The following is a 25,183-nucleotide window of genomic DNA, read 5'->3' on the forward strand; positions in this document are numbered from 1 at the left end:
GAGCCGGACCTGACCATGGAGCCCGGTCCGGAAGGCCTGGAAGCCGGCTGACCCGCGAGCCGGACCTGACCGCGGAACCGGCTCCCGAAGGCCTGGAAGCCGTGACCCGCGCCGGACCTGACCATGGAACCGGCTCCCGTAGTCCTGGAAGCCGGCTGCCCTACACCGGTCCCGCTACCACCGACACGGTTTTCGCCAGCGACACGCCCGATCCGTCGCGGCGCGGGTCCATCTCCGGCAGCTCGGCCGGCGTGCCGTTCTTCTGCGCGGCACGGGCCGGGGTGGGGCCTGCCCAGCCCAGCGACAGGCAGTCCTCGCCCTTCAGGAACCGCTGGCAGCGCACGCCACCCGTGGCGCGGCCCTTGCGCGGATACTGGTCGAAGGGGGTCAGCTTGGCGGTCGTCTGGACCGAGTCGTCCAGGGTGCCGCGCGAGCCCGCCACCGTGAACACGACGGCGTCGACCGCCGGGTCGACCGCGGTGAACGAGATCACCTTGGCACCGTCGGTGAGCTTGATGCCCGCCATGCCGCCGGCGGGGCGGCCCTGCGGGCGGACCTGCGAAGCCTGGTAGCGCAGCAGTTGCGCGTCGTCGGTGATGAAGACCAGGTCCTCCTCGCCGGTCCGCAGCTCGACGGCGCCGACGATGCGGTCGCCGTCCTTCAGCGAGATGACCTCGAGCTCCTCCTTGTTGGAGGGATAGTCGGGGACCACCCGCTTGACGACGCCCTGCTCCGTGCCGATCGCGAGGCCCGGCGAGGACTCGTCGAGCGTCGTCAGACAGATCACCGTCTCGCCCGCCTCCAGGGAGGACAGGAACTCCGAGATCGGCGCACCCCCGGAGAGGTTCGGCACCGAGGCCGTCTCCGGCAGCTGCGGGAGGTCGATCACGTTCAGCCGCAACAGGCGGCCGGAGGAGATGACCGCGCCGATCTCGCCGCGGGCCGTGGCCGGCACCGAGGAGATGATCACGTCGTGCTTGGCGCGCCGGTCGTCCGCGTCCTCTCCGAAGGGGTCGCCGTTCGCCGTACGGGCGAGCAGACCCGTCGAGGACAGCAGGACCCGGCACGGGTCGTCCGCGACCTGGAGCGGAACGGTCGCGGCGGGGGCGCCGGCGGACTGCAGGAGCACCGTGCGCCGGTCGGTGCCGAACTTCTTGGCCACCGCGGCCAGTTCGCCGGAGACCAGCTTGCGCAGCTCGGCGTCCGAGTCGAGGATGCCGGTCAGCTCGTCGATCTCGCCGTTCAGCCGGTCGCGCTCCGACTCCAGCTCGATGCGGTCGAACTTGGTCAGCCGGCGCAGCGGCGTGTCCAGGATGTACTGCGTCTGCACGTCGCTGAGCGAGAAGCGCTCGATCAGGCGCTCCTTGGCCTGCGCGGAGTTCTCGCTGGACCGGATCAGCCGGATGACCTCGTCGATGTCGATGAGGGCGACCAGGAGGCCCTCGACGAGATGCAGCCGGTCGCGCTTCTTGCCGCGGCGGAACTCGCTGCGGCGGCGCACGACCTCGAAGCGGTGGTCGAGATAGACCTCCAGCAGCTCCTTGAGGCCGAGGGTGAGCGGCTGACCGTCCACCAGAGCCACGTTGTTGATACCGAAGGACTCCTCCATCGGCGTCAGCTTGTAGAGCTGCTCCAGGACCGCTTCCGGCACGAAGCCGTTCTTGATCTCGATGACCAGGCGCAGGCCGTGCGCACGGTCGGTGAGGTCCTTGACGTCGGCGATGCCCTGCAGCTTCTTCGCGCCGACCAGGTCCTTGATCTTCGCGATCACCTTCTCCGGGCCGACGGCGAAGGGCAGTTCGGTGACGATCAGGCCCTTGCGGCGCGCCGACACGTTGTCCACTGACACCGTGGCGCGGATCTTGAAGGTGCCGCGGCCCGACTCGTACGCGTCCCGGATCCCGGAGAGGCCGACGATGCGGCCGCCGGTGGGCAGGTCGGGGCCGGGGACGTACTTCATCAGCGTGTCCAGGTCGGCGCCCGGGTGGCGGATCAGGTGGCGGGCGGCCGCGATGATCTCGCCGAGGTTGTGCGGCGGCATGTTCGTGGCCATGCCGACGGCGATGCCGGACGAGCCGTTGACCAGGAGGTTCGGGTATGCGGCGGGCAGGACGCCCGGCTCCTGCTCCTGGCCGTCGTAGTTCGGCGAGAAGTCGACCGTGTTCTCTTCGATCGACTCCGTCATCAGGGAGGTCGCGTCGGCCATCCGGCACTCGGTGTACCGCATGGCGGCGGGCGGGTCGTCGTTGCCCAGCGAGCCGAAGTTGCCGTGGCCGTCGACCAGGGGCAGCCGCATCGAGAAGGGCTGGGCCAGGCGCACCAGGGCGTCGTAGATCGACGCGTCTCCGTGCGGGTGGAGCTTGCCCATGACCTCGCCGACGACGCGGGCGCACTTCACATAGCCGCGGTCGGGGCGCAGGCCCATCTCGTTCATCTGGTAGACGATGCGGCGGTGCACGGGCTTGAGGCCGTCACGGGCGTCCGGCAGGGCCCGGGAGTAGATGACCGAGTACGCGTACTCGAGGAAGGAGCCCTGCATCTCGTCGACGACGTCGATGTCGAGGATCCTCTCCTCGAAGTCGTCGGGCGGCGGGGTCTTCGTGCTGCGGCGGGCCATCGCTGCTGCGGCTCCTTCACCAACATGAACGGGATCTGACGCGCACCATTGTGGACCGCTCCACTGACAACGCGGACCACGACCCGTCCGTTCACGCTCCGGGCCGGCTCGTGCGCACGTCGTCACGGCGCGTCCGCAGCCCCGGTTCCCGTCGCCCTACGGCCCTTTCGGGCGTCCTGTTCCCGGCTTACGGAGGTCTCGCTCTCGGCGTACGAGGTGCGGGAACTTCGCCAGCCGTCTGCACGCTTGCATACAGTGGCAGGACCGGCAGGAATTCTGCAGTTTCCGCGATCGAAGGGACGTACATGCCCATGGGTCACACGGCCACAGCTGAGGCAGGCTCCGGAGGCCTGACAGCGACCGAGCACCGCCTGGCCAACGGCCTGCGCGTGGTGCTCTCCGAGGACCACCTGACCCCGGTCGCGGCGGTGTGCCTCTGGTACGACGTCGGCTCGCGCCACGAGGTCAAGGGGCGTACGGGGCTCGCTCACCTCTTCGAGCACCTGATGTTCCAGGGTTCGGGCCAGGTGAAGGGCAACGGCCACTTCGAGCTGGTCCAGGGCGCCGGCGGCTCGCTGAACGGGACGACCAGCTTCGAGCGCACGAACTACTTCGAGACCATGCCCACGCACCAGCTGGAGCTCGCGCTCTGGCTGGAGGCCGACCGCATGGGCTCGCTCCTCACCGCGCTCGACGAGGAGTCGATGGAGAACCAGCGGGACGTCGTCAAGAACGAGCGCAGGCAGCGCTACGACAACGTCCCCTACGGCACGGCCTTCGAGAAGCTGACCGCCCTCGCCTACCCGGAGGGCCACCCCTACCACCACACCCCGATCGGGTCGATGGCGGATCTGGACGCGGCCACCCTGGAGGACGCCCGCGCGTTCTTCCGCACCTACTACGCGCCCAACAACGCGGTCCTGTCGGTCGTCGGGGACATCGACCCGGAGCAGACCCTCGTCTGGATCGAGAAGTACTTCGGCTCCATCGCCGGGCACGACGGCAAGCCCGCGCCCCGCGACGGCTCCCTGCCGGAGGTCATCGGCGAGCAGCTGCGCGAGGTCCTCGAGGAGGAGGTCCCGGCGCGTGCGCTGATGGCCGCCTACCGCCTTCCGGAGGACGGCACGCGCGCGTGCGACGCGGCGGACCTCGCGCTGACGGTGATCGGCGGCGGCGAGTCGTCCCGCCTCTACAACCGGCTCGTACGCCGCGACCGTACGGCCGTCGCGGCCGGGTTCGGCCTGCTGCGGCTCGCCGGGGCGCCCTCTCTGGGGTGGCTCGACGTGAAGACGTCCGGTGACGTGGAGGTCCCGGTCATCGAGGCCGCGGTCGACGAGGAGCTCGCCCGGTTCGCCGCGGAGGGCCCCACGGCCGAGGAGATGGAGCGCGCCCAGGCCCAGTTGGAGCGCGAGTGGCTGGACCGGCTGGGCACGGTCGCGGGCCGCGCCGACGAACTGTGCCGGTACGCCGTCCTGTTCGGTGACCCCCAGCTCGCCCTGACCGCCGTACAGCGCGTGCTCGCCATCACCCCCGAAGAGGTGCAGGAGATCGCCAAGGCCCGGCTGCGCCCCGACAACCGCGCGGTGCTCGTGTACGAGCCGGTTTCCGCCGAAGAGGCGGAAGCCGCAGCGGCCGCCGAAGCCACCGACGAGGACGAGGAGTCGGCGAAGTGACCGAGCTCGCGAGCATGGAGTTCCACCCGCAGCCCCAGGCCGGCGAGGCCAGGCCGTGGGCGTTCCCGGCCCCCGGTCGCGGCGCGCTCGACAACGGCCTGACGGTGCTGCGCTGCCACCGCCCCGGTCAGCAGGTCGTCGCCGTCGAGGTACTCGTCGACGCGCCCCTGGAGGCCGAGCCGGCCGGACTCGACGGTGTGGGCACGATCATGGCCCGGGCCTTCTCCGAGGGCACCGACAAGCACTCCGCCGAGGAGTTCGCCGCCGAGCTGGAGCGCTGCGGCGCCACCCTCGACTCGCACGCCGACCACCCCGGGGTGCGCCTCTCCCTCGAAGTCCCCGTGTCGCGCCTGCCGAAGGCCCTCGGGCTGCTCGCCGACGCCCTGAGGGCACCGGCGTTCGACGACAGCGAGATCGAGCGCCTGGTCCGCAACCGGCTGGACGAGATCCCGCACGAGACCGCCAACCCGGCCCGCCGCGCCGCCAAGGAACTCTCCAAGGAGCTGTTCCCGGTCACCTCCCGCATGTCGCGCCCGCGCCAGGGCACCGAGGAGACCGTGCAGGCCATCGACTCGGCGGCCGTACGCGCCTTCTACGAGAAGCACGTTCGCCCTGCCACGGCCACCGCCGTGGTCGTCGGCGACCTCACGGGGGTCGATCTCGACGCGCTGCTCGCCGACACACTCGGCGCCTGGACCGGCTCGACCGCCGAACCGCGCCCGGTGCCGCCGGTGACCGCCGACGACCGGGGCCGCGTGATCATCGTCGACCGGCCCGGTGCCGTCCAGACGCAGCTGCTCATCGGCCGCGTCGGAGCCGACCGGCACGACCGCGTGTGGCCCGCCCAGGTGCTCGGCACGTACTGCCTCGGCGGCACCCTCACCTCGCGCCTGGACCGCGTCCTGCGCGAGGAGAAGGGATACACCTACGGCGTGCGGGCGTTCGGCCAGGTGCTGCGGTCCGCTCCCGACGGCACGGGCGCCGCGATGCTCGCCATCAGCGGCTCCGTGGACACGCCCAACACCGGCCCGGCGCTGGACGACCTCTGGAAGGTGCTGCGCACCCTCGCGGCGGAGGGCCTGACGGACGCCGAGCGCGATGTCGCCGTGCAGAACCTGGTGGGTGTCGCGCCCCTCAAGTTCGAGACGGCCGCGGCCGTGGCGAGCACGCTCGCGGACCAGGTCGAGCAGCACCTGCCGGACGACTACCAGTCGACGCTGTACCAGCAGCTCGCCGCCACGGGCACGGTGGAGGCCACCGCTGCCGCCGTGAGTGCCTTCCCGGTGGACCGGCTGGTGACCGTTCTCGTCGGTGACGCGGCACAGATCGCGGAGCCCGTCCGCGCCCTCGGGATCGGTGAAGTGAGCGTCGTGACCGCGGAGTAGAGCGACAACTCCCGGTGGGGCCCAGGTGACTGAAGAGTCGCCTGGGCCCCTCTTTGTCCGCACTTCGGATCCGACGTACCCGGACGCGCCCTCAATATGTCCGTATTGATGGGGTGATCATGCGTCTGCCCTGTGGCGTGCACTACAAAAGCCGTGTTCCGTTTGTCGATTGAAAGATGTCCCGTTTAGCGTCAGTCCGGCTGTTCGTCAGGCAGTGCGCCGCGCCCGCGGCACCGGACAGTCATCGCCGAGTCCCCGTACGGCGCGAGCCAGGGGAGCCGGGGACCCATCGAAGTCCCTGGGGTGAATCGGGCGCCCTTCCTGGAAGGGTCCCGTAGGAGACCTTCCTGCTCCGAACCCGTCAGCTAACCCGGTAGGCGAGAAGGAAGGAAAGGACCAGCCCCTTCATGGCGTTCACCCGTGCCACCGGGAAGCACCGTCGTCCGAGCCGGCTCACCCGCACGACCAAGAATGCCGCTGGCGTCGCTGTGCTCACCACCACCGGTGTCATCGGAACCCTGGCCGCTCCGGCACTCGCCGCGGACACTTCCGTAGAACAGACCGGGCTGACCCAGGCCATCACCATCGGCGACTCGGTCGCCGACCAGATCGACGCGCAGGCCGCCGCCCAGCAGCAGGCCGCCGACCAGGCCGCCGCCCTGAAGAAGGCCGAGGAGGCCGCCCGCAAGCGCGCCGCGGAGAAGGCCGAGAAGGAGCGAGAGGCCAAGGCCCGTGCCGCCCGTGCCGCCGAGCGCAAGCGCCTCAACACCTTCGTCTCGCCCATCACCGGCTCGTACGTCTCCACGGGCTACAAGACCGGCGGCAGCCTCTGGTCCTCCGGCAGCCACACCGGTGTGGACTTCCACGCCGCATCCGGCACCGCCGTCCACGCCGTGGGCTCCGGCACCGTCGTGACGGCCGGCTGGGGCGGCGCGTACGGCAACCAGATCGTCATCAAGATGCATGACGGTACGTACACCATGTACGGCCACCTGTCGTCCATCGGTGTCTCCGTGGGGCAGACGGTCACCCCGGGCCAGCAGATAGCCCTCTCCGGCTCGACCGGCAACACCACCGGGCCCCACCTCCACTTCGAGGCCCGCACGACGGCCGAGTACGGCTCGGACATGGACCCCGTCGCCTACCTCCGCTCGCACGGCGTGAACGTCTGACACAGGCCCGCGGGGCGCACGCACGCGTGCGCCCGGTCAACCGCGTATGGACTTCGAAGGCCCCGGCTCATAGAGCCGGGGCCTTCGCCGTTTCGAACGGTCCTCTGTCCAAAAAATATCCATGGATTCCGGTCCGCCATCGGAAATTCCGTCTCTCTGCAATAGAGTCACTGAACATGCGCCAATCGACGGCGTTTCGCGAGGATTAAGGCGGAGGTCCGCTCATGCGCATTCCGGCGCACTCGGTATGCACGGCGATCCGTGACGACATCGTCGCGGGTGTCTACGAGCGGGGCGGCCGACTCACCGAAGAACTGCTCGCGCGGCGCTACGGCGTCTCCCGCGTCCCCGTGCGCGAGGCGCTGCGCACCCTGGAGGCCGAGGGCTTCGTCGTCACCCGGCGGCACGCGGGCGCGTGCGTCGCGGAGCCGACCGAGCAGGAGGCCGCGGACCTGCTGGAGATGCGGATGCTCCTCGAGCCGCTGGGCGCCGCCCGGGCCGCGCAGCGCCGCACGGAAGCGCACCTCAAGGTGTTGCGGGGCCTGGTCAGACTGGGCCAGGAGCGGGCCAGGAGGGGCCACAGCGATGATCTGCGCTCCCTGGGGGGCTGGTTCCACGAAACGCTCGCGCAGGCGTCCGGCAGCCCCGCGCTGACGTCCACCCTCGCCCAGCTGCGGCACAAGATCGCCTGGATGTACGCGGTGGAGGCGCCCGCCAACCCGGCGGAGTCCTGGGCGGAGCACGGCGGGATCGTGGACGCCGTCGCGCGGGGCGACAGCGAGCGGGCACGGGCGATCACCGCGCTGCACACCGAGCGGGCGAGCGCGGCGCACCGGCTTCGTTTCCCCGGGCGCGGGGAGGCCGGCGACCGCCCGGACCGTGTGAGGACTTCGCAACATCCCGTAAACATGACGGGCCTGCGGCATTAACAAAAAGGCCGTATACAAATAGGGGTAATTCGCGGGGGATTATTTTTGCTGCCCGCAGAATGAAAAGGCCGAAGGGCTCGACCGGAATACCGGACGGGCCCTTCGATGGCGTTCGGGACAATCTCTTATGGGGCGTCGGTGGGCGCCACCATTTTGCGAGGAGCCCCGACTGCGCGCGGCCGTTTCCACCGGGGCCGGCCCGGCCCCGGTGCGAAGCCGGGCGTGCTCAGACGGTCTCGGGAAGCTCGTCGAGCCCCTCGGAGACCAGCTTGGCCAGACGGTCGAGCGCGGCGTCCGCACCCTCCGCGTCGGAGGCCAGGACGATCTCCTCGCCGCCCTGGGCGCCCAGGCCGAGGACCGCGAGCATCGACGCGGCGTTGACGGGGTTGCCGTCCGCCTTGGCGATCGTCACGGGGACGCCGGAGGCCGTGGCCGCCCGGACGAAGATGGAGGCGGGGCGGGCGTGGAGGCCCTCGGCCCAGCCGACGTTGACGCGGCGCTCAGCCATGCGATGCTGCCCTTCAGGTTTTTCAGGGTTGTCTAGACCAGTGTCCCATACCGTGAAGCGTGCCCGGAGCGGGCCTTGGACCCGGCACCGGGCGGACCTTCGACTCCCCGGGATACCCCCAGGATGTCTGTGCCGCACACCCCGCCGGTGCCCCCGGGGGGTGTGCGGCACCCCCAAGCCTGCCCCGCGCTGTTGTCGTACGCGAGCCGTAGTCTGGGGCGCATGCAGACCTCGTCGGCCCGGCACGAGTACCCCGCCCACTGGGAGGCCGACGTGGTGCTGCGCGACGGCGGTACGGCGCGCGTCCGGCCCATCACCGTCGACGACGCAGACCGCCTGGTCAGCTTCTACGAGCAGGTCTCGGACGAGTCGAAGTACTACCGCTTCTTCGCGCCCTACCCCCGGCTGTCCGCCAAGGACGTCCACCGCTTCACGCACCACGACTTCGTGGACCGGGTGGGCCTCGCGGCCACGATCGGCGGCGAGTTCATCGGCACCGTACGGTTCGACCGCATCAGCGCGGACGGCCGGCCCGCCTCGGCTCCGGCCGACGAGGCCGAGGTCGCCTTCCTCGTGCAGGACGCCCACCAGGGACGCGGCGTCGCCTCCACCCTCCTCGAACACATCGGGGCGGTGGCCCGGGAGCGCGGCATCCGGCGGTTCGCCGCCGAGGTGCTGCCCGCCAACAACAAGATGATCAAGGTGTTCACGGACGCCGGCTACACCCAGAAGCGCAGCTTCGAGGACGGCGTCGTCCGGCTGGAGTTCGACCTGGAGCCGACGGACCGCTCGCGTGCGGTGCAGTGGGCCCGGGAGCAGCGCGCCGAGGCGCGGTCCGTGCAGCGGCTGCTCGCGCCGGGCTCGGTGGCCGTGATCGGCGCGGGCCGCACGCCCGGCGGGGTGGGCCGCAGCGTCCTCGACAATCTCCGCGCCGCCGGTTTCACCGGGCGTCTGTACGCGGTGAACAGGGCCCTTGAGGAGAAGGAGCTCGCCGGGGTCCCTGCGCACCGCTCCGTCCGTGACATCGCCGAACCCGTCGACCTCGCCGTCGTCGCCGTGCCCGCACCGCTCGTTCCCGAGGTCGTCGCGGAGTGCGGTGAGCACGGGGTGCAGGGCCTCGTGGTCGTCTCCGCCGGGTACGCGGAAAGCGGTCCCGAGGGGCGCGAGCGCCAGCGCGAGCTGGTGCGCCAGGCGCGGACGTACGGCATGCGCATCATCGGGCCGAACGCGTTCGGGATCATCAACACCGCACCCGACGTGCGGCTCAACGCCTCGCTCGCACCGGAGATGCCGCCGCCCGGCCGGATCGGCCTGTTCGCGCAGTCGGGCGCGATCGGGATCGCGCTGCTGTCCCGGTTGCAGCGGCGCGGCGGCGGGGTCACGGGCGTGACCGGTGTGTCCACCTTCGTCTCGTCCGGCAACCGCGCGGACGTGTCCGGCAACGACGTACTCCAGTACTGGTACGACGACCCGGACACCGATGTCGCCCTGATGTACCTCGAATCCATCGGCAACCCGCGCAAGTTCACCCGCCTCGCCCGGCGGACCGCGGCGGCGAAGCCACTGGTCGTGGTGCAGGGCGCCCGGCACGCGGCCACCCCCCAGGGACATGCCGTACGGGCCACGCGGCTGCCGCACGCGACCGTCTCCGCACTGCTGCGGCAGGCCGGCGTGATCCGGGTGGACACGATCACCGAGCTCGTCGACGCGGGCCTCCTGCTCGCCCGCCAGCCCCTCCCGCGCGGCCCCCGGGTGGCCATCCTGGGCAACTCGGAATCGTTGGGGCTGCTCACCTACGACGCGTGCCTGGCCCAGGGGCTGCGGCCGCTTCCCCCGCTGGATCTGACGACGGCGGCCTCGGCCGGGGACTTCCACCGCGCGCTGGCGCGGGCGCTCGCCGACGACACGTGCGACGCCGTGGTCGTGACCGCCATCCCGGCGGTGGGGGAGGAGTCGGCGGCCGACGAAGCCCTGGCCGAGGCCCTGCGTTCGGCCGCCGCGGCGGCTCCGGCGAAACCGGTCCTGGTGGTCCACGTCGAGCTCGGCGGGCTCGCCGAGGCGCTGTCCGCCGCGGCCAGCACCGCACCCAGGGCGCCGGTGGAAACAGCGGATGCGCCGGCCGAGGACGTACCGCAGCGGCCCCCCGCGGCAGCGGCACCTCCTGAGACCACGCCGCCGCAGCGACCCCCCTCGGCAGCCGCACCTCCGGGGACCACGCCTCCACCGCCCGAGGCCCTCCGTGCCCCGGCGGCCGAGGCCCTCCGTGCCCCCGAAGCCGCCGGATCCCGTCTCATCCCCGCCTACCCCGCCGCCGAGCGGGCCGTCCGTGCCCTCGCCGAAGCGGTGAACTACGCGCAGTGGCGGCGCGAGGTCGCGGAGCCCGGCAAGGTCCCCGAGTACGAGGACATCGACGAGAAGGGCGCCGCCGAGCTGATCGACGGGCTGCTCGCGAGCGAGGAGGGGCTGACGCTCGGCGAGGCGGACGCCTGCGCCCTGCTCGGGCGGTACGGCATCGACGTACGCCGTGCGCTGCCCGCGCCCACGCCCGACGAGGCCGCCGCGGCCGCGCGCACCCTCGGCTACCCGGTGGCCCTCAAGGCCACCGCCCCGCACCTGCGCCACCGCGCCGACCTCGGCGGCGTCCGGCTGGATCTGGCGGACGAGGAGCAACTGCGGCGCACGTACACCGAGTTGACCGAGCTGTTCGGCACACCGGAGGAGCTGCGGCCGGTCGTGCAGAGCATGGCCCCGCGCGGTGTCGACACGGTCGTACGTGCCGTCATCGACCCGGCGGCCGGCGCCGTCCTCTCGTTCGGGCTCGCCGGAGCCGCCTCGCAGCTGCTCGGGGACGTCGCGCACCGCCTGATCCCGGTCACGGACCGGGACGCGACCTCCCTGGTGCGGTCGATCCGGACCGCGCCGCTCCTGTTCGGCTGGCGGGGCTCGGCGCCGGTCGACACGGCCGCGCTCGAAGAGCTGCTGCTGCGCCTGTCGCGCCTGGTCGACGACCACCCGGAGGTCGTCGGCGTCTCCCTGGAGCCCGTGGTCGTCGCCGCGCAGGGCCTGAGCGCGCTCGGCGCCACCGTTCGGCTCGCGCGCCCGCCGGCCCGCGACGACCTCGGGCCGCGCACGCTGCCCGTCATCTGATCCCGCCCGGCCCGGACGGCCGCGGGGCTCGGCGTGGACACCCGGTCGATTCCGAGCCCGACAGACACTCGCGAGCGGTGCCTCGCAGTCAGTGCACCACCGTAGGATGGACGTCATGGCCAAGACCAGTACGACGACCCAGGGGCTGCGAGCGGCGATCGAGCGCAGCGGCTACTACCCGGCCCTCGTGGCCGAGGCGGTGGAGGCCGCCGTCGGCGGCGACGCCGTCCGGTCGTTCCTGGTCCACCAGGAGACGACGTTCGACGCGAACGAAGTGCGCCGGCATGTCACGGTCCTGGTCCTGACCGCCAACCGCTTCATCGTGAGCCACACCGACGAGCAGGCCGCGGACACCACCTCGCCGACTCCGTACGCGACGACGTCGACCGAGTCCGTGAAGCTCAGCCGGATCTCGTCGGTCGTCCTCAGCCGTGTCGTGGCCAACCCCGAGTCGTACACGCCGGGCACGCTGCCCCGCGAGGTCGTCCTGACCATCGGCTGGGGCGCCGTCTCCCGCATCGATCTGGAGCCCGCCGCCTGCGGCGACCCCAACTGCGAGGCGGACCACGGCTACACGGGCAACTCGACGGCGGACGACCTCAGCCTCCGCGTCAGTGAGGCGGGGGACGGTCCGGAGACGGTGCGCCAGGCGCTCGCCTTCGCGCAGTGTCTCTCCGAGGCGACCGCGGACATCACGCGCTGATGTCCCACCCGTCTCCCGCCGCCCATGACCGAGGGCGTTCCGCGCCCGCCCCTCTCATTCCCGCCTGGGACGACCCGGAGCCACTCGCCGTCGGCTCCGCCCCCGTCCCCGAGTACGGCTCGGGTTCGCTGGCCGACCTGCTGCCCACGCTCGCCGCGGGCATGGCCGTACCGGGCATGACCGCCGCCATACCGGAACTGACCGAGGCCGACCGGAACTGCGTCTTCCTGATCGACGGCCTCGGCTGGGAGCAGCTGAGGGCACACCCGGACGAAGCTCCCTTCATGACCTCGCTGCTGGCGTCCTCCCGAGGGGGCACCGGCCGCCCGATCACCGCGGGCTACCCGGCCACCACCGCGACCTCCCTCGCCTCGGTCGGCACCGGCCTGCCGCCCGGCGCGCACGGCCTGCCCGGCTACACCGTGCGCAACCCGGCGACCGGCGCCCTGATGAACCAGCTCCGCTGGAAGCCCTGGACGGATCCGCATGTCTGGCAGCCGTATCCCACGGTCTTCCAGCTGGCGGACGCGGCCGGTGTGCACACCGCCCAGGTCTCGTCGCCCGGCTTCCAGAACACCCCGCTGACGAAGGTCGCCCTCAGCGGTGGCACGTTCCACGGCCGGCTGACCGGCGAGGACCGGATGGACTTCGCGGCCGAGCAACTGGCCGCGGGCGACCGCTCCCTCGTCTACACCTACTACGCCGAGGTGGACGGCAAGGGCCACGGCTTCGGCGTGGACTCGGACCCCTGGCGCGGCCAGCTGATGTATGTCGACCGCCTGGTCCAGCGCCTGGCGGAACAGCTGCCCCCGCGGACGGCCCTGTACGTCACCGCGGACCACGGCATGATCGACATCCCGTTCGACGAGCAGCACCGCATCGACTTCGACGAGGACTGGGAGCTGCGCGCCGGCGTCGCCCTGCTGGGCGGCGAGGGCCGCGCCCGCCATGTCTACGCCGTTCCCGGTGCCGAGGCGGACGTCCTGACCTGCTGGCGCGAGGTGCTCGGCGAGCAGTTCTGGATCGCCTCGCGCGACGAGGCGATCGCGGCGGGCTGGTTCGGTCCGCACATCGACGAGCGGGTGTACGGGCGGATCGGCGACGTGGTCGCGGCGGCCCGGGACGACGTCCTGATCATCGCCTCCGAGCGGGAGCCGAAGGAGTCGGCGATGGTCGGCAACCACGGCTCGATGACCCCCGTCGAGCAGCTGGTCCCGCTCCTCCAAGTACGCTCCTGACGTTTCCGTCCGCCCCGGAAGATCCGCCACGCCCGTGAAGCCCCCAGCTTCCGCCCGCCGAAAGGTGCTCAACTCGCATGCCCGAGCTGGTGTTCTTCTCCGGAACCATGGACTGCGGGAAGTCGACGCTGGCTCTCCAGATCGAGCACAACCGCTCCGCGCGAGGGCTGCAGGGCCTGATCTTCACCCGGGACGACCGAGCGGGCGAGGGCAAGCTCTCCTCCCGCCTCGGCCTGGTCACGGACGCCGTGGAGGTGGAGCACGACCAGGACGTGTACGCGTATGTGGTCGACCAGCTCTCGCAGGGCGGCCGCGCGGACTACGTGATCGCGGACGAGGCACAGTTCCTGGCGCCGGGGCAGATCGACCAACTGGCCCGCATCGTGGACGACCTGGGCATCGACGTCTTCGCCTTCGGCATCACCACCGACTTCCGCTCGAAGCTCTTCCCCGGTTCCCAGCGCCTCGTCGAGCTCGCCGACCGGGTCGAGGTCCTCCAGGTCGAGGCCCTGTGCTGGTGCGGGGCGCGCGCCACGCACAACGCCCGCACGATAGGCGGCGAGATGGTCGTCGAGGGGGCTCAGGTGGTCGTCGGTGACGTCAACCAGTCCGACGCCGTCGGCTACGAGGTGCTCTGCCGCCGCCACCACCGTCGCCGTATGACGGCCGCGACGGCTCACGCGAGCGCGCTCTCCCCGGACGTCCTGCCGATCGGTCCCGCCTGACGTCAGGGCACGGACCACTCCCCGACGTCGTCGGCGAACCCGCTGTCCATGGCGAACTGGACAGCGACGATCTTCGTTCCGTTCGGCACCTCGAAGGAGATGAACCCCAGCGCCGTACCGCCCGGGCGGACCGTCACGGTCGCCGGGAACTCGGCGCCTGCGCGCGTCGGGAAGAGCGACGAGTTGAACCGCTGCCCTTGCTTGTCGACGACGGTCGCGCCGTTCGACGGCGAGTCCTTGTAGAGCGCGGTGCCGGTGTTCTTGAGACGGAACTGGACGGCGGCCAGATGCTTGCCCGCGCTCGGCACCAGATACGCGTCCTCCGCGCGGGCCGGGTCGACGACCTTGATGACGGTCACGTCCAGTGCCTCGCCCTTCTTGAAGCCGGTGAGGCGCACCGTGTCCCCGACCTTGCCGTCGGAGGCGCCGCCCCGAACGGCGACGGCGTGAGCGCTGCCGGCGGGCACCGCGGAAGCGGTCACCCCTGCCGGAAGCAGGGCAAGGACGGGCGCGGTGAGCAGAGCGGCCGCCCAGGAAACGGTCGAACGACGCATAGCTCCTCCCGATGAACTCGAGGTGCTTCGCGACGATGTGCGGAGCCTGCGGATGACTTCAGGATCCGCCCCCGCGCAGGCTTCTGCGAGCGGGACGGGCTCAGGCCGCCTTGTGGACCAGTGAGAAGACGGCGCCCTCCGGGTCCGCGACCGTGGCCATGCGGCCGTGCGGCGAATCGTGCGCGGGCTTCAGGAGCCGGCCGCCCAGGCCGGCGACGCGCGCGACGGCGTCATCGGTGTCGGCGACCTCGAAGTACGTCAGCCAGTGCGCACCGCGGTCACGGGGCAGGTCGCTGCCGACACCGTGAATGCCCGCGACCGGCCGTCCGTCGATGTACAGGGTGACGTAGTCGAGGCCGGCGGACGCGACCGGCTCCAGCTCGTAGCCGAAGACCCCCTGGTAGAACTTGCCGACGCTCCCGGAGTCGCGGGTCAGGAGCTCGTTCCAGGCGGGCGTGCCGGGCACCCCGGTGATCCCGGTGCCCAGATGTTCCGACGCCTGCCAGATGCCGAACACGGCGCCCGTCGGGTCGGATGCGATGGCGAGGCGGCCGGCGTCGGCGGCGTCGAGGGGGCCGACACCGACGGTGCCGCCGGAGTGCCGTACGGTCTCGGCCGTCTGGTTCACGTCGTCCGTGGCGAGGTACGGAGTCCAGGCGATGGGCAGATGCCGGTCGGGCGGCAGCTGACCGATGCCCGCCACCTCGTGGCCGTCGAGGAGCGCCCGCGCATACGGGCCGAGCTGCTGCGGGCCGGGCTGGAACTCCCAGCCGAACAGCGCTCCGTAGAAGTCCTGGGTCGCCGCCATCCCGTGCACCATCAGGCTCACCCAGCACGGTGTGCCGGGCGTGCGCCCAGCGTGCGTGGTGCCGTTCAGGCGGCCCGCGGACCCCCGTGCCTCGGTCATCGTCACTCTCTTCTCGGCCCCTCACGGTGGCCGGTCGACTTCCGCCTACGCATGCGCGTACCGCAGCCACGCGCGTGCACGCCCCGTGCCGATGTTGGCACCACCGGTCGCACCGCGCGCTCCGGCCGCGCCGCCGGAGGCCCTTCTACCGCGGGAGGATGCCCGATTTGCGGTTTCCCATCCGTTTCCGCGCCGTTGCCGTCCGGTGGCCATCAGCTGTACAGCATGTGCCCGATCCCATACGCCTCGTGATCGGGGCTGCCCGGCGGAGCAGAGTAGCCGGACCTGGACGACGGGGCCACCCCGTGCGTAAGGATGGTGGCCATGAACGCCATCATCTCCACATCCGAACTCGTCGGCGAGTTGGCCGGTCCGCACCCTCCGGTGCTCCTCGACGTGCGCTATCAGCTGGGCAGCCCGAATCTGCGGCCCGAGTACGAGAAGGCACATCTCCCCGGCGCCGTTTTCATCGATCTGGAATCCGAACTGGCAGGTGCGCCGGGTGCCGGAGGGCGGCATCCGCTGCCCGACCTGGAGGTGTTCGGAGCCGCGATGAGGGCAGCCGGGGTCTCGCCGGACCGCGATGTCGTTGTGTACGACGGGGGCCTCGGGTGGGCCTCCGCGCGGGCCTGGTGGCTGTTGCGCTGGACGGGGCATCCGTCGGTGCGTGTGCTTGACGGCGGGCTGGCCGCCTGGGGCGGTGCGTTGACGTCGGAGGTGCCGGACCCGGTGCCGGGGACCTTCGTGCCGGCACCGGGCGCACTGCCGCTGCTCGACGCGGACGGAGCCGCGGCCCTGGCCCGCACCGGCCTGCTCCTCGACGCCCGGGCCGGCGAGCGCTACCGCGGTGAGGTCGAGCCGATCGACCCGGTCGCGGGCCATATCCCGGGCGCGGTCTCGGCGCCGACCGCCGAGAACGTGGCCGAAAACGGCCGCCTGCGACCCGCCGCCGAATTGGCCGAACGCTTCAAGTCCCTTGGCGCGACGGGCGACATCGAGGTCGGTGTCTACTGCGGTTCGGGCGTCTCGGCCGCCCAGCAGATCCTCGCGCTGGACGTCGCGGGCATTCCGGCGGCGCTCTACGTGGGTTCCTGGTCGGAGTGGTCCCGGGACGCCGGTCGTCCGGTGGCGGTGGGAGCGGAACCGCAGTAGTTCCGGCGGCCGACCTCCCCTGGCGGTCACGGACCGGACGCGGGGCCGTACTTGGTCGCTCTCGGGCGCCTGGGGAGCGGCCCGGACTCGTCCGGCGTGGACACAGACAGGGGCCGTACTCGATCGGCCGCGGACGCAGAGAAGCGGACACAGAGAAGCGGACGCAGAGAAGCGGACACAGAGAAGCGGACGCAGCGAAGGGGCCCGCACCCAACCGGGCGCGGGCCCCTTCCCTGTACCCTGTGTCGCTGGTCCTCAGCCCTCGGACGAGTGGGACCGGTGACTAATCCTGCTTCTTCCGACGTGTACCGAAGACGATCTCGTCCCAGCTCGGGACCGCTGCCCGGCGGCCCGGCCGGACACCGTCGGCCTCGGCCTGGCGGTCGGTGGCACCGACGAGACGGTCGCGATGGCTGCCGACCGAGCGCGGCATGAGGACGTCCGCGTACGCCGAACCGGCGCCGGCCGAGGCCGCGGGAGCCACCGGCTCCTCCGCCTCGGGCTCCGGAGCCGGGGGCTCCTCCGCGACAGGCCGCTCCGTGGTCGAGGGACGCTCGGGCACCACCATGTCCCCGCGGAAGCTGGGCACCGCCTCCAGGAGACTGGTGAGCGAATCACGCTCGGCCGCGGTCTCCTCGACGGGCTCGGCCGACGGCGCCGGCAGGCTCGGACGCTCCATCTGCCGGTCCAGGGCGCGGTCCAGCGGACGGTCGCGCGGCAACCGGGCGATCCGCGGCACGAACGGGAAGCTCGGTTCGGGCGCCGCGAGGTCCTCGGACTCACCGATCAGCGAGCGTGCCTCGTCGTCGACGGCCTGGACGAGCCGCCGGGGCGGGTCGTACGTCCAGCTCGCCGAGTGGGGCTCACCCGCGACCCGGTAGACCAGCAGCACTTCCCAGGTGCCGTCGTCGCGGCGCCACGAGTCCCACTGGACGGTGTCCTTCTCCGCGCCGCGGATCAGCAGCCGCTCCTGGACCGCCTCACCGAGCTGGGGTCCGGCGTTCTCACCGGGGCGGCGGACGGGAGTCTTCCGGGCCCGCTCGGCCATGAAGGCGCGCTCGGCCAGTACCGGACCCTCGAAGCGGCGTACGCGGTCGACGGGGATGCCGGCGAGCTGTGCGACCTCCTCCGCGGAGGCGCCGGCGCGTATACGCGCCTGAATGTCTCGGGGGCGGAGATGGCTCTCCACCTCGATCTCGATCTGGCCGAGGCGGGGACGGTCGCCGCGCACGGCGGCGCGGAGACGTTCGTCAATCGGAAGCGTGTACTCCGTGCTGTCCGCAGCCTTCAGCACCAGCCGTGTGCCGTCGTTAGAGACGGCCACGACACGCAGTTCGGGCATGGGGACCTCCCGGGTGGTGCCTGCCGACGTCACGTGCGTCGCTGCTTCCGCTAGTCGAGTGTGGCCTGCCCGGGTGCAGCCTGCCACAACCTTGCCGAGTTGCCCGGCGTGTCGGGCACAGGCCCGGGATCGCCGTTATGGCACGGTTACCTATTCGCAACGCTAAGTGACGAACTCCATCACCCTGTGCAACGAGCCCCCTCCCGGCGGTCCTGCAAGGCCCCGGACACCCTGGCGGGAGTCCGGACCCAGGGCTCGCAACAGTACTCCATTCGGGCCATGTGCGTGGATCGCCGCGCCGCTCAACTTCTCATGGGGGGTGGGAGTTGGCCGCCCGATGTGCGCCCCTCGTGACCTTGAAACGTGGCGTACTTCACGAAATCGCCAGAAACGGAACTTATGGTTTCGCCCATACGTCCTTTTCTCGTGCAGCTGGCCGATCAAGTGCGGGAAAGGCAGGCAAGGTTCGGGAATGGGTGAGAAGTCCGAAACCGCGGAGGAGCCGAAGAGGAAGCGGGTGGACCTGAGCGTCCCGCAGGTCGCGGGAAGCGCCGTGGCCGCGGTGATGGCGGCCAAACTCGCCTCCTACTTCGGGGTGTACGGGACGATCCTCGGCGCAGGAGTGGTGAGTGCGATCGCCACCTGCGGGGGCACGGTCTTCCAGCACTTCTTCCGGCGGACCGGCGAACAGATCCGTGATGTGACGGTGCCCGCCAGACCGAAACCGCTGCGGGGGGACCAAGTGGGGACTCCCGCGCCCGAGTTCGACGAGCGGTTCGATCCGCGGTTCGATGCGGGCTTCGGTGCGGGAACGGTCTACCGGGCGCGGGTCAGGAGCTGGAAGCGGCCGGTGCTCGCCGCGGCCCTCGTCTTCGGCGTCACCATGGCCGGCATCACCACGTACGAACTGGCATCGGGCAACAGCTTCAGCGGGGGCGGCAGCACCACTGTGGGCGACGCCCTGTCCGGCCACAACAAGGCGCCCTCGTCCGGTGACGCGCCTTCCCCGGAACCCTCGCCGACGCCGTCAGCGGACAAGGGCCCCACGCCGTCGGAGAGCGACTCCCCGTGGAGCGGTGACGGCGGGAAGGCGCAGAGCCCGGCACCGACGCCCGGTCCCACGGACAGCCAGGGAAGCGACGGCGCCCCGACGCCGCCACCCTCGCCCGGCGCGCCTACGACCCCAGGACCCGACGCAAGTAGTCGTTCCCAAAGCGCCGATCCGGGTCGAGTCGATCCCTCAGGGCAGTGAACTCGCCGAAGCGCGGATAGACCTCGGAGAAGTACTCCGCGTCGCGCGTGTGCACCTTGCCCCAGTGCGGCCGTCCGCCATGCGCCGTGAAGATCCGCTCCGCGGCGGTGAAGTACGCCTGATAGGGGGTGCCCTTGAACATGTGCACGGCGATGTACGCACTCTCCCGGCCGGACGCCGTGGAGAGCGTGATGTCGTCGGCGGGCGCCGTGCGGACCTCCACGGGGAAGCTGACCCGCAGGGCCGAGCGGTCGACCATCGTCCGCAGCTCGCGCAGCGTCTCGACGAGGGCCTCGCGCGGGACGGCGTACTCCATCTCCACGAAGCGCACCCGGCGCGGCGAAGTGAAGACCTTGTAGGGGATGTCGGTGTACGTCCGCGCGGACAGGGCGCGGCTGGAGACCGACGCGATCGCCGGGATGGCCGCGGGCACGGCCCGGCCGAACAGATTGGCCACGTGGAAGACGCCGTTGGAGAGGAACTCGTCCTCGATCCAGCCGCTGAGCTGCCCCACCGGCTTCTCGGGGCCGGCGCTGCGGTTGTTGCGCTTGGTGTTGCAGTTGCCGGTGTGCGGGAACCAGTAGAACTCGAAGTGCTCGTTCTCCGCGAAGAGTTCGTCGAAGTCGGCGGTGACCTTGTCGAAGGTCATCGGCTCCTCGCGCGCCGTGAGCAGAAAAATGGGCTCTACGGAGAGGGTGATCGCGGTGATGATCCCCAGGGCGCCGATGCCTATCCGGGCCGCCGCGAAGACCTCGGGGTTCTCCTTCTCGGAGCAGGTGAGCACCGAGCCGTCCGCGGTGACCAGCTCAAGTCCCTTGATCTGCGCGGCGATCGAGGCCGAGTCGCGCCCCGTGCCATGGGTCCCGGTGCTGGTCGCGCCCGACACCGTCTGCTCCATGATGTCGCCCATGTTCGTGAGCGACAGACCCTCCCGGGCGAGAGCCAGATTGAGGCGCTTGAGCGGTGTGCCCGCCTCGACGGTGACGGTGCCGGCCTCGCGGTCGATCCCACGGATGCCGGTCAGCAGCTGGGGGCGGATCAGGACGCCGTCGGTCGCCGCGGCCGCGGTGAACGAGTGCCCGGTGCCGACGGCCTTCACCTTCAGGCCCTCCTCGGCGGCCCGGCGCACGGCCGCGGAGAGCTCCTCGACGGAGGCGGGAGCGACCTCCCGCACCGGACGGGCGGTGACGTTCCCGGCCCAGTTACGCCACGTGGCGTTCTTCCCGCTCGCTGTGCTGCTCATGGGTCCCTCCCCGCTGCGGAACCGGCCTGTTGAGCCGGCGATACCCGAGGAAACCCACCGCGACCGCGACGGCTCCGGACACCGCCGGAACCCCGTACCCGGCCTTCGCCCCGGCGGCGTCGATCACCCAGCCGGACACGGAGGAGCCGAGCGCGACCCCGACCGCGAGTCCGGTGCTCACCCAGGTCATTCCCTCGGTCAGTTTCGCGCGTGGAACGTGCTGTTCGATGAGGGACATCGTCGTGATCATCGTGGGTGCGATGGACAGGCCCGCAACGAACAGCGCCACGGCCAGGAACGGCAAGTTTCCGACCAGTAGGAGGGGGATCATACTCACGGCCATCGCGCATATGCCCAGCAGCCACCGGCGTTCCGGCGCCCCGGAGAAGCGCAGCAGCCCGAACACGGCTCCCGCCGCGCAGGAACCCGCCGCGTACAGCGCGAGGACGACACTCGCCGCGCCCTTGTGGCCCTGCTCCTCGGCGAAGGCCACGGTGACCACGTCGACCGCGCCGAAGATCGCCCCGGTCGCCACGAAGGTGGCCACCAGGACCTGGAGCCCGGCCGAGCGCAGCGCCGAGCCGCGGGAGTGGTGCTCGTGCGGATGCGGCACGGGCTCGGTGCCGCGCTGGGACGTCAGCCAGAAGACGCCGGTCGCGAGGAAGCAGGCGGCGAGCAGCGGGCCCGCCTCCGGGAACCAGGCCGTGGACAGCCCGATGGAGATGATCGGCCCGAAGATGAAGCAGACCTCGTCGACCACGGACTCGAAGGAGTACGCGGTGTGCAGCTGCGGAGTGCCCCGGTAGAGGGCCGCCCAGCGCGCCCTGATCATCGCGCCGATGCTGGGCACGCAGCCGATGCCGGCCGAGCAGACGAACAGCACCCAGTCGGGCCACTCGTAGTGCGCGGCGATCAGCAGGCCCGCGGCCGCGACGAGCGCGAAGAGCGTCACGGGGCGCAGCACCCGCCGCTGCCCGTAGCGGTCCACCAGACGCGAGACCTGGGGACCCATCACCGCGGCGGCCAGTGCCATGGCCGCCGACAGTGCGCCGGCGAGGCCGTACCGCCCGGTGAGCTGGGAGATCATCGTGACCACGCCGATGCCCATCATCGACAGCGGCATCCGTCCGAGGAAGCCCGCGGTGGAGAAACCCTTGGAGCCGGGAGCGGCGAACAGGGCACGGTACGGGCTGGGCACGAGGGGTCTCCGGGGGGCCGGTAAGGCGTGAAGCTAGCCGATACAGCTTACGGGTCAGGTAACCCTTACGCACGCCCGAACGCGGGCCGGGATCCCGGCTGTCGGAGGCGGGTGGCAGGATCGAGACATGCCAGACGTGCTCGACGCCAGTCCCTACGACGCCCTGCTCCTGCTCTCGTTCGGCGGCCCCGAGGGCCCGGACGACGTGGTCCCGTTCCTGGAGAACGTGACGCGGGGACGCGGCATCCCCAGGGAGCGGCTGCAGGAAGTGGGACAGCACTACTTCCTTTTCGGCGGGGTCAGCCCCATCAACGACCAGAACCGCGCACTGCTCGACGCCCTGCGCAAGGACTTCGCGGAGCACGGCCTGGACCTGCCCGTGTACTGGGGCAACCGCAACTGGGCGCCTTATCTGACCGACACCCTGCGCGAGATGGCCGCCGACGGCAGGCGCCGCATCCTCGTCCTCGCCACCAGCGCCTACGCCTCCTACTCGGGCTGCCGCCAGTACCGCGAGAACCTCGCGGAGGCGTTGGCCGCCCTGGAGGCCGAGGGCCTGGAGCCGCCGAGGACCGACAAGCTGCGGCACTACTTCAACCACCCCGGCTTCGTGCGCCCCATGGTCGACGGCGTCCTGAAGTCCCTGGCCGAGCTCCCCGAGGACGTCCGGGCGGGCGCCCACCTGGCCTTCACCACGCACTCCATCCCGGTCGCGGCCGCGGACACCTCCGGGCCCGTCGAGGACCACGGCGACGGCGGGGCGTACGTGCGGCAGCACCTGGACGTGGCGGGGCTGATCGCGGACGCCGTACGGGAGCAGACCGGGATCGAGCACCCCTGGCGGCTCGTCTACCAGTCGCGCTCCGGAGCCCCGCACATCCCCTGGCTCGAGCCCGACATCTGCGACCACCTCGAGGAGCTGCACGGCGCCGGGGTCCCGGCCGTCGTGATGGCGCCCATCGGGTTCGTCTCGGACCACATGGAGGTCCTCTACGACCTCGACACGGAGGCGAAGGCCAAGGCCGAGGAGCTGGGCCTGCCGGTGCGCCGCTCGGCCACGGTGGGCGCCGACCCGCGGTTCGCCGCGGCCGTCCGTGATCTCGTCCTGGAGCGCGCCGCCGTCGAGGCCGGCCGTCAGGTGGCGCCCTGTGCCCTCGGAGAGCTCGCCCCGAGCCACGACCTGTGTCCGGTGGGCTGCTGCCCCGCCCGCGCCCCCAGGCCCGCCGCCGCGGGCGCCGACAGCCCGTACGCATGAGGAGCGACGTGACCGACCCCGTGAACGACCAGCTCAAGGCCGAGCTCCTGGAGCTCGCGCTGGAAGCCGCGCACCGCGCGGGCGACTTCCTGCGCGACGGCCGCCCGGCCGACCTCGGCGTGGCCGCCACCAAGTCCAGCGCCGTCGATGTCGTCACGGAGATGGACATCGCCTCGGAGAAGCTGATCACGGGCCTCATCGCCGACCGCAGGCCGGATGACGGCGTGATCGGCGAGGAGGGCGCGAGCGTCGAGGGCACGAGCGGTGTCCAGTGGGTGATCGACCCGATCGACGGGACGGTCAACTACCTTTACGGGCTGCCCAGTTGGGCTGTTTCCATCGCGGCCCGCAAGGACGGCGAGACCCTCGTCGGCGTGGTGCACGCACCCCTGCGCGGCGAGACCTACCGTGCCGTCCTGGGCGAGGGCGCTCAGGTGAACGGGCATCCCGCGCGCGTGCGGCCCGCGCCGGCCTTCGGGCTCGCCCTGGTCGGCACGGGCTTCGGCTATCTCGCCGAGCGCCGGGCCCGGCAGGCCGAGGTCCTGCGCCGGCTGGTCCCCGAGGTGCGGGACATCCGCCGCGGGGGCTCGGCGGCGATCGACCTGTGCGACGTGGCGACGGGCCGCCTGGACGCGTACTACGAGCGCGGACTGAACCCCTGGGACTACGCGGCGGGCGACCTGATCGCCCGCGAGGCGGGCGCGCTGACCGGTGGCCGCCCCGGAGAGCCCCTGTCCACCGAACTGACCGTCGCGGCCCCGCCCGGCCTCTTCGAGCCCCTCCAGGCCCGCCTGGAGGACCTCGGCGCCTGGCACGACTGACGTCACACGACCTGCGGTGCACGCCGTGATGGACGGCGGTACGACGAAGCGGGGCCCCGGCACTGGATCGATGCCGGGGCCCCGCTCTCGTACGACTCGTACGAACGCGTCAGACGCGAGTCGCGCCGACCTCCACACCGTGCTCGGAGGCCAGGCGGTGCAGGTCGTCCAGCTCGGCCTGCTCGACCTCCGCGAGGAAGTCGTCGCCTGTCTCGCGAGCCCGCGTCAGGTCGGACTCGGTCGCCCTTATGCGCTGCAGAAGTCCTGCGGTGAAAGCGTCCATGCTGCGCCCCCTCGTCCTGGGTCGTGGGTCGGTGGCACGGGGGTGTGCCGTTCGGAAGGGGCGATCACGTCTCCAGATGGGGTGCCCAGCGCAGCCCGGCCGGGCGGCGACGGTGCCGGACACCCACGCCCGCTCTGCGGAAAGCGGTCGGCTGCCACAAGGTGGCGTGCCACAAACAGAGCGTGATCGCGGGGTGTAAAGCCGTCCTCCCCCCGCTCTCTTCCGTGGAAACCTCAACCGGCCGAGAAAAACTGGCATTCCCGGCTGCCGCCCCCGCCTTACAGCCGACTTATGGCCGAAAAGGGCAGGATGGAGGCGTCATCCTCCGCTCCCGCCTGCGCCCGAGTCGTGGGGACCCCATCAGACCCTGCCCGCGCGTGCCCGAGGGGCGCTACGCGGGTGGACACAGGAAGGACAGCGACGTGCGCGTACTCGTCGTCGAGGACGAGCAGCTGCTCGCCGATGCGGTGGCCACCGGACTGCGCCGCGAGGCCATGGCCGTCGACGTCGTGTACGACGGCGCGGCCGCCCTGGAGCGCATCGGGGTGAACGACTACGACGTGGTCGTCCTCGACCGCGACCTCCCGCTGGTGCACGGCGACGACGTCTGCCGCAAGATCGTCGAGCTCGGCATGCCCACGCGCGTGCTGATGCTCACCGCGTCCGGAGACGTCAGCGACCGGGTCGAGGGCCTGGAGATCGGCGCCGACGACTACCTTCCCAAGCCCTTCGCGTTCAGCGAGCTCACCGCGCGCGTGCGCGCCCTCGGCCGTCGTACGAGCGTGCCGCTGCCGCCCGTCCTGGAGCGCGCCGGCATCAAGCTCGACCCGAACCGCCGCGAGGTCTTCCGCGACGGCAAGGAGGTCCAGCTCGCGCCGAAGGAGTTCGCCGTCCTGGAGGTGCTGCTGCGCAGCGAGGGTGCCGTCGTCTCCGCCGAGCAGCTCCTAGAGAAGGCCTGGGACGAGAACACGGACCCGTTCACCAACGTCGTACGGGTGACCGTCATGACGCTGCGCCGCAAGCTGGGCGAGCCCCCGGTGATCGTCACCGTGCCCGGCTCCGGCTACCGGATCTGAGCC

At 71.5% G+C, this 25,183-nt stretch carries 21 protein-coding genes and 1 riboswitch; of the genes, 13 read left to right on the forward strand and 8 right to left on the reverse strand.

The window, feature by feature from the left end; all coding sequences use genetic code 11:
* Positions 1-160: 160 nt before the first annotated feature.
* Positions 161-2,617, reverse strand: a complete 2,457-nt coding sequence (locus tag ACFVYF_RS32305) for a DNA topoisomerase (ATP-hydrolyzing) subunit A (protein ID WP_389461118.1) — start codon at positions 2,615-2,617, stop codon at positions 161-163.
* A 305-nt stretch (positions 2,618-2,922) separates the two neighbouring features.
* Here ACFVYF_RS32305 and ACFVYF_RS32310 point away from each other — a divergent pair, with 305 nt between their 5' ends.
* From ACFVYF_RS32310 to ACFVYF_RS32325, 4 genes are all read left to right on the forward strand, one after another.
* Complete coding sequence (locus tag ACFVYF_RS32310) at positions 2,923-4,290, forward strand: M16 family metallopeptidase (protein ID WP_389461119.1); 1,368 nt, start codon at positions 2,923-2,925, stop codon at positions 4,288-4,290.
* On the forward strand, positions 4,287-5,675 hold the full coding sequence (locus tag ACFVYF_RS32315) for a M16 family metallopeptidase (protein ID WP_389461121.1): 1,389 nt from the start codon (positions 4,287-4,289) through the stop codon (positions 5,673-5,675). Before ACFVYF_RS32310 ends, ACFVYF_RS32315 begins: the two co-directional genes overlap by 4 nt.
* 235 nt (positions 5,676-5,910) lie before the next feature.
* Positions 5,911-6,070, forward strand: a riboswitch (cyclic di-AMP (ydaO/yuaA leader).
* A 12-nt stretch (positions 6,071-6,082) separates the two neighbouring features.
* Positions 6,083-6,847: a M23 family metallopeptidase gene (locus tag ACFVYF_RS32320; protein ID WP_389461123.1), complete on the forward strand. Its 765-nt coding sequence runs from the start codon at positions 6,083-6,085 to the stop codon at positions 6,845-6,847.
* 224 nt (positions 6,848-7,071) lie between these two features.
* Positions 7,072-7,776, forward strand: coding sequence for a GntR family transcriptional regulator (locus tag ACFVYF_RS32325; RefSeq protein ID WP_389461125.1), 705 nt, complete (start codon positions 7,072-7,074; stop codon positions 7,774-7,776).
* Positions 7,777-8,002: 226 nt separating this feature from the next.
* On the opposite strand, the gene ACFVYF_RS32330 is transcribed toward ACFVYF_RS32325, so the two are convergent.
* Complete coding sequence (locus tag ACFVYF_RS32330) at positions 8,003-8,284, reverse strand: HPr family phosphocarrier protein (protein WP_389461127.1); 282 nt, start codon at positions 8,282-8,284, stop codon at positions 8,003-8,005.
* Between the two features lie 222 nt (positions 8,285-8,506).
* On the opposite strand from ACFVYF_RS32330, the gene ACFVYF_RS32335 reads away from it, so the two are divergent.
* From ACFVYF_RS32335 to ACFVYF_RS32350, 4 genes are all read left to right on the forward strand, one after another.
* Positions 8,507-11,431, forward strand: coding sequence for a GNAT family N-acetyltransferase (locus ACFVYF_RS32335; protein WP_389461129.1), 2,925 nt, complete (start codon positions 8,507-8,509; stop codon positions 11,429-11,431).
* Positions 11,432-11,546: 115 nt separating this feature from the next.
* On the forward strand, positions 11,547-12,134 hold the full coding sequence (locus ACFVYF_RS32340) for a DUF5998 family protein (RefSeq protein WP_389461131.1): 588 nt from the start codon (positions 11,547-11,549) through the stop codon (positions 12,132-12,134).
* The gene (locus ACFVYF_RS32345; protein WP_389461133.1) at positions 12,134-13,372 is read left to right on the forward strand and encodes an alkaline phosphatase family protein; all 1,239 of its coding nucleotides are present in this window, start codon (positions 12,134-12,136) and stop codon (positions 13,370-13,372) included. Before ACFVYF_RS32340 ends, ACFVYF_RS32345 begins: the two co-directional genes overlap by 1 nt.
* Before the next feature lie 77 nt (positions 13,373-13,449).
* Positions 13,450-14,097: a thymidine kinase gene (locus tag ACFVYF_RS32350; protein WP_389461134.1), complete on the forward strand. Its 648-nt coding sequence runs from the start codon at positions 13,450-13,452 to the stop codon at positions 14,095-14,097.
* A gap of 2 nt (positions 14,098-14,099) precedes the next feature.
* On the opposite strand, the gene ACFVYF_RS32355 is transcribed toward ACFVYF_RS32350, so the two are convergent.
* Positions 14,100-14,651: a DUF4352 domain-containing protein gene (locus tag ACFVYF_RS32355; RefSeq protein WP_389461136.1), complete on the reverse strand. Its 552-nt coding sequence runs from the start codon at positions 14,649-14,651 to the stop codon at positions 14,100-14,102.
* 100 nt (positions 14,652-14,751) lie between these two features.
* On the reverse strand, positions 14,752-15,558 hold the full coding sequence (locus ACFVYF_RS32360) for a VOC family protein (protein ID WP_389461138.1): 807 nt from the start codon (positions 15,556-15,558) through the stop codon (positions 14,752-14,754).
* Positions 15,559-15,882: 324 nt separating this feature from the next.
* Between ACFVYF_RS32360 and ACFVYF_RS32365 the strand changes: the two genes are divergently transcribed.
* Complete coding sequence (locus ACFVYF_RS32365; protein WP_389461139.1) at positions 15,883-16,710, forward strand: sulfurtransferase; 828 nt, start codon at positions 15,883-15,885, stop codon at positions 16,708-16,710.
* 283 nt (positions 16,711-16,993) lie between these two features.
* Here the strand turns inward: ACFVYF_RS32365 and sepH are convergent, their stop codons facing one another.
* Positions 16,994-18,052 carry a septation protein SepH gene (gene sepH / locus ACFVYF_RS32370; protein WP_389461140.1) on the reverse strand — a complete coding sequence of 353 codons (1,059 nt, stop codon included), beginning with the start codon at positions 18,050-18,052 and terminating at the stop codon, positions 16,994-16,996.
* 472 nt (positions 18,053-18,524) lie between these two features.
* Between sepH and ACFVYF_RS32375 the strand changes: the two genes are divergently transcribed.
* Complete coding sequence (locus ACFVYF_RS32375) at positions 18,525-19,304, forward strand: hypothetical protein (protein ID WP_389461141.1); 780 nt, start codon at positions 18,525-18,527, stop codon at positions 19,302-19,304.
* On the opposite strand, the gene ACFVYF_RS32380 is transcribed toward ACFVYF_RS32375, so the two are convergent.
* The gene (locus ACFVYF_RS32380; RefSeq protein ID WP_389461142.1) at positions 19,228-20,547 is read right to left on the reverse strand and encodes a D-arabinono-1,4-lactone oxidase; all 1,320 of its coding nucleotides are present in this window, start codon (positions 20,545-20,547) and stop codon (positions 19,228-19,230) included. The two genes, ACFVYF_RS32375 and ACFVYF_RS32380, sit on opposite strands and share 77 nt — an antisense overlap.
* Positions 20,507-21,745, reverse strand: a complete 1,239-nt coding sequence (locus ACFVYF_RS32385) for an MFS transporter (protein WP_389461143.1) — start codon at positions 21,743-21,745, stop codon at positions 20,507-20,509. The genes ACFVYF_RS32380 and ACFVYF_RS32385 overlap by 41 nt, the downstream gene beginning before the upstream one ends.
* A gap of 127 nt (positions 21,746-21,872) precedes the next feature.
* On the opposite strand from ACFVYF_RS32385, the gene ACFVYF_RS32390 reads away from it, so the two are divergent.
* Both ACFVYF_RS32390 and ACFVYF_RS32395 read left to right on the forward strand, forming a co-directional pair.
* A complete protein-coding gene (locus ACFVYF_RS32390; protein ID WP_389461144.1) occupies positions 21,873-23,000 on the forward strand; it encodes a ferrochelatase in 1,128 nt (375 codons plus the stop codon).
* Positions 22,997-23,821 (forward strand): inositol monophosphatase family protein, encoded by an 825-nt coding sequence (locus ACFVYF_RS32395; RefSeq protein ID WP_389461145.1) that lies wholly within the window; start codon positions 22,997-22,999, stop codon positions 23,819-23,821. Before ACFVYF_RS32390 ends, ACFVYF_RS32395 begins: the two co-directional genes overlap by 4 nt.
* A 109-nt stretch (positions 23,822-23,930) precedes the next feature.
* Here ACFVYF_RS32395 and ACFVYF_RS32400 read toward each other — a convergent pair whose 3' ends face one another.
* Positions 23,931-24,104 (reverse strand): hypothetical protein, encoded by a 174-nt coding sequence (locus tag ACFVYF_RS32400; RefSeq protein ID WP_389461146.1) that lies wholly within the window; start codon positions 24,102-24,104, stop codon positions 23,931-23,933.
* A gap of 422 nt (positions 24,105-24,526) precedes the next feature.
* Here ACFVYF_RS32400 and ACFVYF_RS32405 point away from each other — a divergent pair, with 422 nt between their 5' ends.
* Entirely contained in the window at positions 24,527-25,180 is a 654-nt protein-coding gene (locus tag ACFVYF_RS32405; protein WP_010983842.1) for a response regulator transcription factor, read from the forward strand.
* The last annotated feature ends 3 nt before the right edge of the window (positions 25,181-25,183 follow it).

Origin of the sequence: Streptomyces sp. NPDC058274 (assembly GCF_042881375.1) — a bacterium.
Lineage (GTDB): Bacteria > Actinomycetota > Actinomycetes > Streptomycetales > Streptomycetaceae > Streptomyces.